Here is a 15403-nt window from a genome sequence, read left to right as displayed (position 1 = left end):
GCCCGGGAGCGGATGACCGCTCCCGGGCGAATTCGTTTTGAGTTCAGCTCGGATTCATGGCCGCAAAGGTCGCCTCATAGCGGCCCTCGCGCTCGGCCCAGCGGCGGGCGCGGTCGCGTTCGACCAGCACCTCGTCGCGGGGATGGACCCGCAACTCCAGCAATTGCATGACCTCCGCGATGTAGGCAGGGAGCGGCATGGCGCGCGCATCGCTCGCCTGCACGGCGCCGGTGAGCTCGGTCTGCACATAGGGCGGCGCAAGCTCCAGCACTTCGACCGGGATCTTGCGCAGCTGATGCCGCAGCGACTGGAGCCAGGAGTGCAGGAACGCTTTGCTGGCGCAGTAAGTCGGGAAGTCGGCGCGGGGCACGAAGGCGAGGTTCGAACTGGTCGCGATGATCGTCGCGTTCGGCTGCCCTTTCAGGAGCGGCAGGAACGCCGCCGTGACGCGCAGCACGCCGAGAATGTTGGTCTCGACGATCGCCTCCGCGTCGCAGGCATTCCAGCCGTCCGCACTCATGTCCTCCGTCCGCGAGATGCCGGCGTTGGCGATCAGCACGTTCAGTTCGGGGAAGCGGGTGCAGAGTTCGGCCGACAGGCGCGGCAGGCTTGCGGGATCGTCGAGGTCGAGCCGCATGCCGATCAGGCCGGGGCGCTCAGCCGTGATCTGATCGAGCAGGGCTTGCCGTCGCCCGGTGACGACGACGCGGTTGCCGCGGTCGTGGAATGCTTCCGCGAGCGCGCGGCCGATGCCGCTGGTGCCGCCGGTGATGAGGATCGTGTTGCCAGTCATCTTCATGGTTGCTGCCTTTCGATTGAAAGAGGCCACGGCAACCCCGGAAACCCTCATGGCGAGCCAGCCGACAAGACAACCGACATCGCAGCACGCGCGTGCCGGATTGGGCATCGTGAACGGATGAGCGTTCGCAAACGGGAGGATTGATGGCATGACCGTGGCGTCTCGTGAATCGAGATCTCCCTGCTGGGATCCTCTCGACAAAGGACGCGTTGGATGACGGTAACGCCTACGGCAGCACCTTTTCGGCGGCTGCAGGTGGGGAAATACTTTGGCCCGAGGTCATCGTCAAGCGTGACGGGCCGGCCGAAGAGCTAACCGGCCTCGCGCCGGCGGCTCTCGCTGCCGCCGCGCTGTGCGAGCCGGCTGCGGTGCAGCGCGAACAGCTCCAGCATCTTGTCGGCGGGCTTGGCGGCGCTGAACAGATAGCCTTGCATCTCGGAGCAGCCGAGCGTGCGGAGCAGCCGCTGCTGCTCCTCGGTCTCGACCCCCTCGGCCGTGGTGGTCATGCGACGGGCGGCCGCCAGGTTGACCACGGCCTGGACGATGCTGGCGGAGCCGTCGGGGCCGGCGATGTCGTCGACGAAGCAGCGGTCGATCTTGATCTTGTCGAACGGGAAGCGGTGCAGATAGCTCAGCGAGGAATAGCCGGTGCCGAAATCGTCGAGCGCGATACGCACGCCGATGGCGCGGAGCTGATGCAGGATCGCAAGCGCCGTGTCGTCGTCGCGGATCAGCACCGCCTCGGTGATCTCGAGCTCGAGCCGGCTTGCCGGCAGGTTGGAGGCGGCGAGCGCCGCCATGATCTTCAGCGCCAGCGTGCCGCTCTTGAACTGCACCGGCGAGACGTTGACGGCGAGGCGGATGTCGTCGGGCCAGCCGGCCGCATCCCGGCAGGCGGTCGCCAGCACCCATTCGCCGATCTCGTTGATCAGGCCGGTGTCTTCGGCGATCGGGATGAATTCGGCCGGCGAAACCATGCCGCGCTCGGGATGGCGCCAGCGCACCAGCGCCTCGCAGCCGGTGATGCGGTCGTCCTTCAGGCCGAGGCAGGGCTGGTAGTAGACCTCGAGGCCGCCATGCGTGATGGCGTGGCGCAGGTCGATCTCGAGCTGCCGCCGCTCGCGGACCTTGGCGTCCATCTCGGGCTCGAAGAACCGATAGGTCCGGCGTCCCGCGGATTTGGCGGCGTACATTGCGAGGTCCGCCTTCTTCAGGATCTGGTCGAGCGCCGTGCCGTGTCCCGGCGCCAGCGCGATGCCGATGCTGGCGTCGCTGGTGAGATGATGGCCCATGCAGTCGAAGGGCGTTCGGATGGCCTGGAAGACCCGGGCGACAAGATCGTTGACCTGATCCGGCGAGGTCACCTCGCTCTGCACGATAGCAAATTCGTCGCCGCCGAGCCGCGCCACGAAATCCGTCGGGCCGACGCAGCGGCTGAGGCTCGTTGCGACCGATTTCAGCAGCTCGTCGCCGACGAGATGGCCGAGCGCGTCGTTGACGCCCTTGAACTCATCGATGTCGATATAGTGCACCGCGACCTCTTCGCCGTCGGCGATGGCGGCCAGCTCCTGCCGCAGATGCTCGTGGAACATGGCGCGGTTGGGCAGATCGGTCAGCGCGTCGTAATGGGCAAGATGGGTGATGCGCTCCTCGATGCGCCGCCGTTCGGTAATGTCCTCGTGCGTCGCCACCCAGCCGCCGTCCGCGAGCGGTTCGTTGAGGACCTGGATCGAGCGGCCGTCGGCGGTGTCCACGATCATGGAATTGCGGACATGAATGTCGCGCAGCACGCGTTCACAATATTGATCGACGTCGCCGGTGAACGAGCCGGTCGTCTTGCGATGAGCGATGATGTCGCGGAAGCTGCAGCCCGGCGTCACCACGGCGGCCGACAGGCCGTACATGTCGATGTAGCGCTGGTTGCACACCACGAGCCGCCGGTCCGAGTCGAACAGCAGCAAGCCCTGGGTCATGTTGTTGACCGCGCGGTCGAGACGCTGCTTCTCCAGCGTCAGCCGTTCCCTGGAGAGGCGGTGCTGCTCCAGCAGCTTGCGCACGATCGCGATCAGGACGCCGGCGATGGCGAGCGCGGAAGAGGCGGCGACCGAGATCAGGATGCCGATCTGCTCGCGCCAGTCCGTCAGGGCCGCCGCGCGTGTCGTGGTGGCCATCATCAGGATCGGGAAGTGGGGCAGGGCGTGCGAGGCGATCAGGCGGTCCTCTCCATCGACCGGGCTCATGAAGCGCCCGGCGAAGTGATCGAGCCCGAAGACCCGCTGCTGCTCGAACGGGCCGGCCTTGAAATTCCGTCCCATCAGCTCGCTGGAATGGGGATAGCGGGCGAGCAGCGTGCCGTCGCGATGCAGCATCGAGATCGTCGCACCTTCGCCGAGCACGACGGACTCGAAGAATTTCTCGAAATTGGCCGGCTCGATGCCGCGTCCGACCACGCCCATGAATTCGCCGTTCGGGCCCACGATCTTGCGGACGATCAGGATGGTCCAGGCGCCGGAGATGCGGCTGTGCAGCGGCTCGATCAGGACGTCGGGCGAATAGGGGTCGTATTTGAAGGTGCGGAAATAGGAGCGATCGGCAACGTTCACCTTGGGGGCCGGCCATGCCGTCGACGAATTGATCAGATTGCCTTCGGCATCGATGATGTTGACGCCGCCGATGTAAGGAAGCGCCTCGATCTTCGAGCGCAGCATCCGGTGGATGTCCTGGCCGGAGAGACGCTTGCGATAGTCGTCCGCGCTGGCAACGCCGATCGCGCGGACGTGGTCGACGAAGTCCTTCTGGATGACTGCGAAGTCCTGCAATTGCTGATCGAAATGATGGGCCAGCATCAGCACGGTGTTTTCCAGCTCGCGGCCGGAGTTGCGAAGCGCGCGCTCGCGGAAATTCTGCGCCATCAGCGTCGCGCCGACGGCGATCGCGGCGATCAGCAGCGTGCCGCCCACGACCAGCCAGCGGATCGGTCCGCTGCGCGCGAAGGCCTGGTCGAAAAGGCGACTGCCGAATTTCGTCATCATGTCGATTGTTGCCGCGCACACGCCAGGATCAATTCTTGATCCTCAAAACATCCGTTGGTTTACGGGAACGGTATGGAGGCGAAGTTAGGAAGCGCGGTTAACGCGACATGAATTGAGACACACAAAAGCGATCGATGCGCGCTGTGCAAGCCGTGCAGGAATTGCCGCAAGACATCTGCGCTGCCGGTCAGTTCCTGCCGGTCGTGCCACGATCAACCAAGGCTTAACCATCTAAGGCGTTGGCGATCCTCAAGTCGCCATTGGCACGTGATTTGCGAACACGCCTGCCAACGACACAGTGAGGAGCAGATCCATGAAAGCCGTTTTGAGGAACTTCATTGCCGACGAATCCGGTGCGACCGCGATCGAATACGGCCTGATCGCCGCCGGCATCGCGCTTGCGATCATCGCCGTGGTCAACAATCTCGGCTCGACGCTGAAGCTGAAGTTTGGATCGATCAGCACGTCGCTGAAGTAGAAGATCAGGCGCGGTAATGGCCCGACTTGCCGCCGAGCTTTTCGACGAGATGAATCCCCTCGATGCGCACGCCGCGCTCGACGGCTTTGATCATGTCGTAGATGGTGAGGCAGGCGACCGACACGGCCGTGAGCGCCTCCATCTCGACGCCGGTCGGGCCTGTCACCTTGACGCTGGCACGGACGAGGCAGCCCGGCAGCTTGGCGTCGGGCTCGATGTCGACGGTGACCTTGGACAGCGCGAGCGGATGGCAGAGCGGGATCAGCTCGGAGGTGCGCTTGGCGGCCATGATGCCGGCGATGCGCGCGGTCCCGAGCACGTCGCCCTTCTTGGCGTTGCCGGAGACGATCAGATCGAGCGTCGCCCTGGTCATGACGACACGGCCTTCCGCGACCGCGAGCCGCTCGGTCGCGGGCTTGGCCGACACGTCCACCATCCGCGCCTCGCCGGAGGCGCCGATATGGGTGAGGGCAGGGCCTGCTTTCTTCGAAGGCTTGGTCGTGGCAGTCTTGCGCGCCATGTCAGCGCGTACCGGTCGCGTGCGTTGCACGCTCGCGCGCGAGCAGTGTTCGCGTTGCGGCGGTGACGTCGGCCTGCCGCATCAGGCTCTCGCCGACGAGGAAAGTCGACATGCCGACGCGCTCGAGCCGGGCGAGATCGGCAGGCGTGAAGATGCCGCTTTCGCCGACCATCAGCCGGTCCTTTGGGATCAGCGGCGCCAAGGCCTCGCTGGTCGCGAGCGTGGTCTCGAAGGTGCGCAAATTGCGGTTGTTGACGCCGATCATCGGCGAACGCAGTTTCAGCGCCCGGTCGAGCTCGGCCCGGTCGTGGATCTCGATCAGCACGTCCATGCCATGGGCGAGGGCGGCGTCTTCGAGGTCCTTGGCCGTGGCGTCGTCGAGCGCGGCCATGATGATGAGGATGCAGTCGGCGCCATGCGCGCGCGCTTCGGCCACCTGGTAGGTGTCGAACATGAAATCCTTGCGCAGCACCGGCAGCGAGGTTGCCGCGCGCGCGGCCACCATGAAGTCGAGATGGCCCTGGAACGAGGGCGTATCCGTCAGCACCGAGAGACAGGCGGCGCCGCCGGCCTCATAGGCCTTGGCGAGGATCGGCGGATCGAAATCGGCGCGGATCAATCCTTTCGACGGCGAGGCCTTCTTGACCTCGGCGATCAGCGCGTAATCGCCGTTGGCATGCTTGGCCTTGATCGCGCGCACGAAGCCGCGCGGGGCGGGCTGCGCCTTGGCTTTCGCCTCCACCGCCGACAGCGGCTGTGCGCGCTTGGCGGCGGCGATTTCCTCGCGCTTGTACGCCTCGATCTTGGTCAGGATGTCCGACATGTCAGGCTCAGCCGTTCGAGATCGCGATCAGGTGCTTCAGCCGCGCGTTCGCCGCGCCGCTGTCGAGCGATTTCGCGCCGATCGCAACGCCCTCCTTGAGGTCCTTGGCACGGCCGGCCACGACCAGCGCGGCGGCGGCGTTCATCAACGCCACGTCGCGGTAGGGGCTCGGCTTGCCGTTGAGCACGCTTTGCAGCGCGATCGCATTGGCGTCGGCATCGCCGCCTTTGAGCGCACCGGTCTCGCAGCGTGAGAGCCCGGCTTCCTCCGGCGTCACCTCGAAATTCCGGATCTCGCCATTGTGGAGCGCGGACACGAAGGTCGGGCCGGTGAGGGTGATCTCGTCGAGACCGTCGGAGCCGTGCACCACCCAGGCGGATTCGGAGCCGAGGTTCTTGAGCACCTGCGCCAACGGCTGCACCCATTGCCTGGAGAACACGCCGACCATCTGCCGCTTCACGCCGGCCGGATTCGACAGCGGGCCGAGCAGGTTGAAGATCGTGCGGGTCGCCAGCTCGACCCGGGTCGGGCCGACGTTCTTCATGGCGGGATGATGGGCGGGGGCGAACATGAAGCCGATGCCGCATTCGCGCACGCAGCGGCCGACTTGCTCGGGCTTGAGGTCGATCTTCACCCCGAGCGACGCCAGCACGTCGGCGGCGCCCGAGCGCGACGACAGCGCGCGGTTGCCGTGCTTGGCCACCGGCACGCCGGTACCCGCGACGATGAAGGAGGCGCAGGTCGAGACGTTGACCGAGCCGGAGCCGTCGCCGCCGGTGCCGACGATGTCGACGGCGTCGGGCGGTGCCGTCACGGTCAGCATCTTGGAGCGCATCGCCGCGACCGCGCCGGTGATCTCGTCCACGGTCTCGCCGCGCACCCGCAGCGCCATCAGGAGGCCACCCATCTGCGAGGGCGTAGCCTCGCCCGACATCATGGCATCGAAGGCGGAAGCGGCTTCGTCACGCGACAGGCTGGCGCCGGTCGCCACTTTTCCAATGATCGATTTCAGGTCGTCCATCGCGTGCTTTCAACTCACTGGTTCGCGCCGGTCACCTGCGCGAAGGCGGCCTGATTAATGGTGGTCCCGATGTCGGTTTCAAGCTTGTTGACGTAGGCGGCGACCTGCTCCTCGATCTGGGCACGGTCGAGGCTGTCCTTCAGCTTCTTGACCGCGTCGGAGGCGGCATCGACCGTGGGATCGATGATGTCGGTTACGCGGAACACGATTACCTCGCTGCCGCCGCTCACGGGCGTCTGTCCGACGCCGTCCTTGACGGTGCGGAATGCGGCCGCCACGACGGTGCCGGGCACGCCGGCGGGCGAGTCGTCGCGCTTGAAGCCGGTTGCGGTCTCGACCTTGGCGCCGATCGCGGCCGCCTCATCCGCGAGCTTGCCGCCCGCTTCGAGCTTCTGCACCATCTCGGTCGCCTTGGCCTTCAGCTTGGTCGCGATCTGGTCCTGGCGCCAGCGTGCCTCGACCTGGTCGCGGACCTCGTCGAGATTGCGGTCGCGCGACGGCGTGATCGCAATCACGTCGTACCAGACATAGCCGCCCTTGAACGAGATCGCATCGTTGTCGACGCCGACATCGGTGTTGAAGGCCTGCGACACCACGTCGAGACCCTGCGGGATGTTGGCCACCGGCTGGCCGTTCGGGGCGCGGCCGGAGCGGTCGACGGCGTCGATGGTCACGGCGGTGAGGCCGAGCTTCTGCGCCGCGTCGATCACGCTGGAGCCGCCGCCGCGCTCGTCTTCCATCTTGTCGCGGAGGTCGGCGACCTTGACGCGCGCGCGGTCGGCCGCGATTTCGCGCTTGATGTCGCCGGCAAGCTTCGCGTAGTCGGCCTCGACGCCCGGCTCGATCTTGTCGACCTTGACGATGGACGTACCGAGGGCGCCCTGGATCGGCTGGCTGATCTCACCGGCCGGAAGTGCGAATGCAGCATTCGCGACCGCGGGGTCGAGTGCGGATTTGGTCACCAGTCCGAGGTCGACGTCGGAGGCGCTCAGCCCGCGCTCCTTGCCGAGATCCTCAAACGACATTCCGCTGGCGAGCCGCTCGCGTGCGGTCTTTGCCTCGGCCTCGTTGGGAAACACGATCTGATGGATCTGGCGCTTCTCCGGCGTGCCGAGCCGGTCCTTGCGCTGCTCGAACAGCTTCTTGGCGTCCTCGTCGGAGACTTCGGTCCATTTGCCGATCTCTTCCGGCGAGATCACGACGAAGGCGATCTTGCGATATTCGGGCGCGCGGAACTGGACCTTGTGATCCTCGAAATAGGCGGCGAGCGCCTCGGGCGAGGGCGCATCGATCTGACCAGCCTGGGCCGCGTCGAGCCTGACGAACTCAATGGAGCGCTGCTCGTTCTGGAAGCGCGTCAGCACGTCGATCATGGCCTTCGGCGGCTCGAGGCCGGCCCCGATCGTGCCGGTGATCTGCCGGCGCAGCGACACCTTGCGCTGCTCGGCGACGTAGCGCTGCTCGGTGTAGCCGAAATTGCGGATCACGGCCTGGAAGCGGTTCGCATCGAAGTTGCCGCCGACACCCTTGAAGTTGGGGTCGTTCATGATGACCTGGCGGATCTGCTCGTCGGACTGGCCGAGTCCAAGCCGGCGCGCCTCTTCGTCGAGGGCGGCTTCGGCGATCGTCTGCTGCAGCACCTGGCGGTCGAGGCCGAAGGCGCGCGCCTGGTCCGGCGTCAGCGGACGGCCGAACTGGCGGCTGATCTGCTGCAGGCGGTCGGTATAGATCTGCCGGAACTCGTTCAGCGAAATCTCTGTGCGGCCGATCTTGGCCACCGTGGACTGTCCGAAGCCCTTGAAAATGTCGGCGATGCCCCAAACGCCGAAACTGACGATCAACACGCCCATCACCACGGCCATAATGGTTTTGCCGAGCCAGTTTGATGAGGCCTTGCGCATTCCTCGAAGCATTTGGTCCAACTTGTTTGGTCAGGAGGGGAACGGGAGCGCGTCTTAATGCAGATTCCGCAAAAGCGCGTCACCAAATTGATAGATCATCATAAAGTGGCGGCTTTCCCCCCGCAACCTCAGGTCATGCGACGGCGAGAAGCTGCGGTTAAAAGCCCCAAAGCGTTTTCCGTCAGGAAAACGCGTCAGAACAAGAATCTGGAACTGCGGCAGGTCCTCTGCTAGCGCATGAACAAAACCTCATATCGCTGGAAATTGACATGACCGACGCCATTCGACCGCTGATCGCCGGCAACTGGAAAATGAACGGCCTGAAAGCCCAGGCTGCCGAATTCGACGCCATGCTCAATGGAGCGGCAGATGTGGTGGCCAAGGCCGATCTGCTGGTTTGCCCGCCGGCGACCCTGGTCGCCGCTTTCGCCGAGAAGGCACGCGGCAAGAAAGTTGCGGTGGGGGCGCAGGATTGCCATCCGAAGACCTCCGGCGCCCATACGGGCGATATCGCCGCCGAAATGCTGGCGGATGCAGGCGCGACCGCCATCATCGTCGGTCATTCCGAGCGCCGCGCCGATCACGGCGAGGGTGATGCCCTCGTCAGGCAGAAGGCCGAGGCGGCCTGGCGGGCAGGGGTCACGGCGATCGTCTGCATCGGCGAGACGCAAGGCCAGCGCGACGCGGGCCAGACCCTGGACATCCTGCGCGGTCAGCTCGACGGCTCGCTGCCGAACGGCTCCACCGCCGCCAACTTGGTCGTGGCCTATGAGCCGGTCTGGGCGATCGGCACCGGCCTGACCCCGACGGCCCAGGATGTTGAGCAGATTCATGGGTTTATCCGGGATCTCCTGACCTCCCGGTTCAAGGATGAGGGCGCGAAGATGCGGATCCTCTACGGCGGCTCGGTCAAGCCCTCAAACGCGGCCGAGCTGATGGCCGTGAAGAACGTCAATGGCGCGCTGGTCGGCGGCGCCAGCCTGAAAGCGGCCGATTTCCTTGCCATTGCCAAGGGCTGCCCCTAGCTAACCCAAAGCTTTGGTTCAGGGCCGATCGGGGGTGGCAATACCCCCTCCGATCGTGTAACACCGCGCAACTTCAGGAAAACCCGCGAAGCGCGATCGGCCGCCGTCAGGCGCCGCCCGCTTGTGACGGAAGGATACTATGCAGACCGTTGTCATCGTCATCCACCTCATGATCGTCGCCGTCATGATCGGCGCCGTCCTGCTCCAGAAGTCGGAAGGCGGCGGCCTCGGCATGGGCGGCGGTGCGGGCTTCATGTCGAGCCGCGGGACCGCGAACCTCCTGACGCGGACCACCGCTATCCTGGCTGCGGGCTTCTTCCTGACCAGCATGTTCCTGTCCTGGCACGCGGGCTACAGCCGCGCGCCGTCGTCGATCATCGGCACGCCGGCGTCGCAGGGCCAGCCGGCCGGCGGATCGCCGATCGCGCCGCCGACCTCGGGCGGCATCCTGGATACGCTGAAGAAGGCCGACGAGCAGCAGCAGGCTCCGGCCCCGAGCGGCCCGCAGGTACCGCGTTCGCAATAAAGCAGGGGGGCCATGCAGGGCGGCCGCTACCGTCCTGCATCAACAATCCCCATCAAGGCACTGTCACCACTCTTAGTTCTGGCTCACCCACAGGCCCGCAAAATCTTTGGGGCGGAATACGAATCGCTTTGGCGAATCGAATTCGAGGGATTAGAGGTTAAGTCCCATGGCGCGGTACATATTCATCACCGGCGGCGTGGTTTCTTCGCTCGGCAAGGGTCTGGCTTCAGCGGCACTCGGTGCCCTGCTGCAGGCCCGGGGCTACAAGGTCCGCCTCCGCAAGCTCGACCCCTATCTCAACCTCGATCCCGGGACGATGTCGCCGTATCAGCACGGCGAAGTGTTCGTGACCGATGACGGCGCGGAGACCGATCTCGATCTCGGTCACTACGAGCGCTTCACCGGCCGGCCGGCGACCAAGGCCGACAACATCACGACGGGGCGCATCTACCAGGACATCATCACCAAGGAGCGACGCGGCGATTATCTCGGCGCGACCATCCAGGTGGTTCCGCACGTCACCAACGCCATCAAGGAATTCGTCCTCGACGGCAATGACGATTACGACTTCGTGCTGGTCGAGATCGGCGGCACCGTCGGCGACATCGAGGGCCTGCCGTTCTTCGAGGCGATCCGCCAGCTCAAGAACGAGCTGCCGCGCGATCACGCCGTCTACATCCATCTCACGCTGCTGCCCTACATCCCGAGCGCCGGCGAATTGAAGACCAAGCCGACGCAGCACTCCGTGAAGGAGCTGCGCTCGATCGGCATCCAGCCGGACATCCTGCTCTGCCGCACCGATCGCGAGATCCCGAAGGAAGAGCGGCGCAAGCTCGGCCTGTTCTGCAACGTGCGCGAAAGCGCCGTGATCGAGGCGCGCGACGTCGACAACATCTATGCGGTCCCCGAGGCCTACCACAACGCGGGCCTCGACGACGAAGTGCTCGCTGCCTTCGGCATCGGCTCGCGGATTCCGCCGGTGCTGCAGAGCTGGCAGCAGATCAACGAGCGCATCCGCAACCCCGAAGGCAACGTCACCATCGCCATCGTCGGCAAGTACACCGGCATGAAGGATGCGTATAAGTCGCTGATCGAGGCGCTCTCGCATGGCGGCATCGCCAACAAGGTGAAGGTCAATCTCGACTGGATCGAGAGCGAGATCTTCGAGAAGGAGGATCCGGCGCCGTTCCTCGAGCACGTCAACGGCATCCTGGTGCCGGGCGGATTCGGCCAGCGCGGCGCGGAGGGCAAGATCAAGGCGGCGCAGTTCGCGCGCGAGCGCGACGTGCCGTATTTCGGCATCTGCTTCGGCATGCAGATGGCGGTGATCGAGGCCGCGCGAAACCTCGTCGGCATCGAGGATGCCAACTCCACGGAGTTCGGACCCACCAAGGAGCCCCTGGTCGGCCTGATGACGGAGTGGCTGCGCGGCAACGAGCTCGAGAAGCGTTCGCAGGCCGGCGATCTCGGCGGCACGATGCGGCTTGGCGCCTATCCCGCCACGCTCAATCGCGGCAGCCGCGTTTCGCAGGTCTATGGCGGCGCGACCGAAATTTCCGAACGCCACCGTCATCGCTACGAGGTCAACACCGCCTACAAGGACCGCCTCGAGCAGCACGGCCTGAAATTCTCCGGCCTGTCGCCCGACGGGGTGCTGCCGGAGATCGTCGAGTACGAGGATCACCCCTGGTTCATCGGCGTCCAGTTCCACCCCGAGCTGAAGTCGCGACCGTTCGAGCCGCACCCGCTGTTCGCCTCGTTCATCGAGGCGGCGGCGAAACAGAGCCGCCTCGTCTGACGGTCAGCGCGCGGCCGAGTAGTCGCGCGCGTGGTGCATCGGCTCCAGCGCCATCCGCGTTGACGGTTCAGGCGCAAACGATCCCGTGATCAGCTTCATCTGTGGCCGCCGCGTCAGCCTGTAGACGGCGGCGGGTGGCACGTTCAGCAAGGCACGATCCACCAGCTTTGCGCGCAGGCCCAGCCGGTCGAGGACGGGCCGCGGCACCGGGCAGCTCATGCCATAGGTGAACTGGTAGAAGGCGCCGCCGGCGCGGACATAGCTGAACGCGCCGCTGAGGATCGAGATGACCTTGCGCCTCGACATGTTGAGCAGCGGCAGGCCGCTCACGACCGCGCCGACGGGGGCGCCGTCATAGAGGCGCTCGGTCGCAAGCCGCGCCGCGTCCATCCACAGCACGCGCGACCCGGGAAAGCGCATTTGCAGGAGCTTCATGAAGTCGGAGCCGTATTCGATCAGCGTGAGATCCTGCGGCCGGACGCCGCGTTTGAGCAGCTTGTAGGTGAACGCGCCGGTGCCGGGACCGAGCTCGAGGATTGGTCCCGTCGTTGCACTGATCTCGCGTGTGATGAGATCGGCGAGCGCCGCACCCGATGGTGCGATCGCGCCGACCCGACGCGGGGACGACATCCAGGACAGGAAGAAGGACAGGAAATCGTTGGGCATGCGCACTCCGGCATCTTGGTTTGCACCTCAATGGAGGTGCGACGCATGGAGTGTCGCGGGAGCGCATTGCGACAGCATTGCGCTGTCGGACGCGAATACCAATTGAATCAGCTCTGCCGCACTTCCGGCAGTGTCATCCGGAAACAGGCGCCGCCGTCAGGCCCGTCCGTCACCGAGACGTGGCCGCCATGCAGCTGCACGATCTCGCGCACCATGTTGAGGCCGAGGCCGGCACCGCGATCGAGCGGCGTCAGCCGATAGAACGGCTCGAAGATCTGTTCGCGCTGATCGGCGGGAATGCCGGCGCCTTCATCGGTGACCTCGATATTCGCGGGTCTGCCGACGCGAATCCCGATCGTGCCGTGGCGCGGGCCATGCTGGATCGCATTCTGCACGAGATTGGTCAGCGCGCGCTCCGAGCGCTGCCGCATCGCCAATCGTCTCGATCGGTGTCGCCGGCGCATCGAGCGCCAGCTCGTAACCGGCCGCGATCGCCAGCGGGGCAAGGTCGGCGGCGACGCTTTGCGCAACGGCGACGAGATTGACCCGCGTGAAGGGATGGCCGCAGCGGTCGAGCCGCTGGATATCGAGCAATTGCTCGGCGAGCGTCGCCAGCCGCGCGGCATCCTCCAGCAGCCGGGTCTTGTCCGGGCCGGGGCTAAGTGACTCCAGCCGCGTGTTCAGGATCGCGATCGGCGTGCGCAGCTCGTGTGCAGCATCCGCGACGAAGCGCTTGTGACGGGCATAGCCCTGGTCGAGCCGCGCCAGCGCGTCGTTGATCGCGGTCACGAGCGGCACGACCTCCAGCGGAATCCGCTCCACCGGGAGCCGCGCGCCGCGTTGATGGATGTCGATGCGCCGCGCCTCGTCCGCCGCGGTATCGAGCCCCCTGAACGCGCGCTGCACGATCATCGGCGTTGCGATGAACGTCGCCGTTCCCATCAGCAGCAGGCCGGGCAGGGCAATGCCGAGGAACGCAAGTGATGTCATGAACAGGGCCTTGGCGCCGGTCAGACGTCCTTGTGTCGCCGTGATGATCTGCACGTTGCCTGCGTCGGTATCGACCCGCTTCATCCGCGCCGCCAGCTTGCGCGGATCGTCCTCGAACAGCTGCCAGCCGAGCCGCGCCTGGCCGATCTGGTCGAGGCCGTTGCCGATCGCGGCGAATTCGGCCGGCACGGTGCCTTCGCTGAGCGAGCGACCCTGCCTGTCGCGTACCAGGAACCAGAGATCCGGCGTCTCGCTGCGCAACTGCTGCAGCTCGGGCGTTGGCCGCAAGGCCAGTCCACCTTGCGCATCGCGCGAGAGCGCGCGCTGGACGACGTCGATGACGCGGTCCTCGTCGCGCTCCGCCAGCACGAAGCCGGAGGCGCAAAGCCCGGCCAGGACGACTGCAACCAGCGCGACCAGGATCGCGCGGCCTGGAGCGAGAGCAGGCGCCAGCTCAAGCGCGAGCGCAGGCAGTAGGGATCGTCGTGTTTGCTCATGTTAGCTTCTTCAGGCTGGCAGCTTCTTGAGGAGATAGCCGACGCCGCGAATGCCGTGGATCTCGATGCCCGCGTCGGCTTCCGCGAGCTTTCGCCTGAGACGCGAGACATGCGTGTCGAGTGCGTTGGACTGGATCTCGTCGTCGAAATTGTAGACCGCCTCTTCGAGCGCCGAGCGCAGCACGGTCCGGCCCATGCGGCGGACCAAGGCTTCGAGCACCAGGAGCTCGCGGCGCGGCAGCTCGAACGGCGCGCCGTCGATGCTGGCTTCGCGATGACTGAGGTCGAAGGCGAGGCGGCCGGCGCGGATGATTTCGGGGGAGAGGCCCGCGGGCCGCCGCAGCACGGCGCGCAGCCGTGCCAGCAACTCCTCGACCGCGAAAGGCTTGGCCAAATAGTCGTCGGCACCGCCGTCGAGCCCGGCAATGCGGTCGGCGAGCTCGCCCCGCGCCGTCAGGACGATGATCGGGACGCCGTCGGCGCGCGCGCGGAGCTTTGGGATCAAAGCGAGGCCATCGCCGTCAGGAAGCTGGCGGTCGAGCAGGACGGCCGCATGGACGTCGGCGGAAATGGCCTCCTCCGCCTCGGCGAGTGTCGGCGCGTGGTCCACCACCATGTCGTAGCGCTTCAGCGCCGACGCCAGCGCGCCGGCCATTTCCGCTTCATCCTCGACGAGCAAAATCCGCATGTGACAGGCACCTGAACCGCAACTGAGCCTTTCTAGCGGCCCGATCATTGCGGCAGCATTGCGGGGAGCCTGGCGGAGCGCAGTTCGGGGGAAGCTTTCTAGCCATGCGCAGAACGCCACGGGGTCGGCCGGGCGGGGCTCAAGACACCGTCGGGGCCAGCCGCTATAACCGCCGGACCTGTTCAGGGAGGAACATGAATGATCTACGAAATGCGCGTCTATCACTGCGTGCCCGGCCGCCTGCCGGCGCTTTTGAAGCGGTTCGAGACGGTGACGCTGAAGCTGTGGGAGAAGCACGGCATCAAGCAGGCCGGGTTCTTCACCACGCTGATCGGCGAATCCAACCAGGAGCTGACCTATTTCCTGGCCTGGGAGTCGCTTGCCGAGCGCGAGACGAAGTGGGGCAAGTTCATGACCGATCCGGACTGGATGAAAGCACGCGCCGAGAGCGAAGCGGATGGCCAGATCGTCGGCAATATCGTCAGCCAGTTCCTGACGCCGACTGCCTTCTCGGCGGTGAAGTAGGAACCTGCCGGTGCAAGGGCGGCGCCGGGAGCCCCGGCGCAACCCTGATATTCGGACGGCCCGGGCCGAATAGGGTTGATCCGACCCTCACGGCGGTTATGGTCGCGCCGAAAC

General features: G+C 65.8%; 13 protein-coding genes and 1 pseudogene. 5 read left to right on the top strand and 9 right to left on the bottom strand.

Translation table 11 applies throughout. From position 1 onward, the window contains the following. Nucleotides 1–43 precede the first annotated feature (43 nt). A complete protein-coding gene (locus ACVJ19_RS31510; protein ID WP_453953034.1) occupies nt 44–799 on the bottom strand; it encodes an SDR family oxidoreductase in 756 nt (251 codons plus the stop codon). Nucleotides 800–1110: 311 nt separating this feature from the next. Beyond that, nucleotides 1111–3831 (bottom strand): bifunctional diguanylate cyclase/phosphodiesterase, encoded by a 2721-nt coding sequence (locus ACVJ19_RS31505; RefSeq protein WP_453953033.1) that lies wholly within the window; start codon nt 3829–3831, stop codon nt 1111–1113. A 313-nt stretch (nt 3832–4144) separates the two neighbouring features. Here ACVJ19_RS31505 and ACVJ19_RS31500 point away from each other — a divergent pair, with 313 nt between their 5' ends. Continuing rightward, nucleotides 4145–4309 (top strand): Flp family type IVb pilin, encoded by a 165-nt coding sequence (locus ACVJ19_RS31500; protein ID WP_453953032.1) that lies wholly within the window; start codon nt 4145–4147, stop codon nt 4307–4309. 4 nt (nt 4310–4313) lie between these two features. On the opposite strand, the gene moaC is transcribed toward ACVJ19_RS31500, so the two are convergent. From moaC to ACVJ19_RS31480, 4 genes are read right to left on the bottom strand one after another with little or no spacing between them, the layout of a single operon-like run. Next, nucleotides 4314–4829 (bottom strand): cyclic pyranopterin monophosphate synthase MoaC, encoded by a 516-nt coding sequence (gene moaC, locus ACVJ19_RS31495; RefSeq protein ID WP_453953031.1) that lies wholly within the window; start codon nt 4827–4829, stop codon nt 4314–4316. Nucleotide 4830: 1 nt separating this feature from the next. Next, on the bottom strand, nt 4831–5652 hold the full coding sequence (trpC, locus tag ACVJ19_RS31490) for an indole-3-glycerol phosphate synthase TrpC (protein ID WP_453953030.1): 822 nt from the start codon (nt 5650–5652) through the stop codon (nt 4831–4833). A gap of 7 nt (nt 5653–5659) precedes the next feature. After that, on the bottom strand, nt 5660–6673 hold the full coding sequence (gene trpD, locus ACVJ19_RS31485) for an anthranilate phosphoribosyltransferase (protein ID WP_453953029.1): 1014 nt from the start codon (nt 6671–6673) through the stop codon (nt 5660–5662). A 14-nt stretch (nt 6674–6687) separates the two neighbouring features. Then, nucleotides 6688–8586 carry a SurA N-terminal domain-containing protein gene (locus ACVJ19_RS31480; protein ID WP_453953028.1) on the bottom strand — a complete coding sequence of 633 codons (1899 nt, stop codon included), beginning with the start codon at nt 8584–8586 and terminating at the stop codon, nt 6688–6690. Nucleotides 8587–8843: 257 nt separating this feature from the next. Between ACVJ19_RS31480 and tpiA the strand changes: the two genes are divergently transcribed. The 3 genes from tpiA (at nt 8844) to ACVJ19_RS31465 (ending at nt 11923) form a co-directional block, all read left to right on the top strand. Continuing rightward, nucleotides 8844–9599, top strand: coding sequence for a triose-phosphate isomerase (gene tpiA / locus ACVJ19_RS31475; RefSeq protein ID WP_453953027.1), 756 nt, complete (start codon nt 8844–8846; stop codon nt 9597–9599). A gap of 139 nt (nt 9600–9738) precedes the next feature. Beyond that, entirely contained in the window at nt 9739–10125 is a 387-nt protein-coding gene (gene secG / locus ACVJ19_RS31470) for a preprotein translocase subunit SecG (RefSeq protein WP_453953026.1), read from the top strand. Between the two features lie 166 nt (nt 10126–10291). After that, nucleotides 10292–11923, top strand: coding sequence for a CTP synthase (locus tag ACVJ19_RS31465; protein ID WP_453953025.1), 1632 nt, complete (start codon nt 10292–10294; stop codon nt 11921–11923). Nucleotides 11924–11926: 3 nt separating this feature from the next. Here ACVJ19_RS31465 and ACVJ19_RS31460 read toward each other — a convergent pair whose 3' ends face one another. The 3 genes and pseudogenes from ACVJ19_RS31460 to ACVJ19_RS31450 all read right to left on the bottom strand — a co-directional run bounded on the left by ACVJ19_RS31460 (nt 11927) and on the right by ACVJ19_RS31450 (nt 14764). Beyond that, nucleotides 11927–12589, bottom strand: a complete 663-nt coding sequence (locus tag ACVJ19_RS31460; protein ID WP_453953024.1) for a class I SAM-dependent methyltransferase — start codon at nt 12587–12589, stop codon at nt 11927–11929. Nucleotides 12590–12696: 107 nt separating this feature from the next. Further along, nucleotides 12697–14076 (bottom strand): annotated as a pseudogene (locus ACVJ19_RS31455) (sensor histidine kinase). Between the two features lie 10 nt (nt 14077–14086). Beyond that, entirely contained in the window at nt 14087–14764 is a 678-nt protein-coding gene (locus ACVJ19_RS31450) for a response regulator (RefSeq protein WP_211402030.1), read from the bottom strand. A gap of 198 nt (nt 14765–14962) precedes the next feature. On the opposite strand from ACVJ19_RS31450, the gene ACVJ19_RS31445 reads away from it, so the two are divergent. Then, nucleotides 14963–15289: an NIPSNAP family protein gene (locus tag ACVJ19_RS31445; protein ID WP_453953022.1), complete on the top strand. Its 327-nt coding sequence runs from the start codon at nt 14963–14965 to the stop codon at nt 15287–15289. Nucleotides 15290–15403: the final 114 nt, after the last annotated feature.

The sequence above is a fragment of the Bradyrhizobium sp. USDA 376 genome, assembly GCF_054063675.1.
The sequence above is the reverse complement of the archived record's forward strand: the minus strand, read 5'-3'. Positions and strand labels throughout refer to the sequence as shown.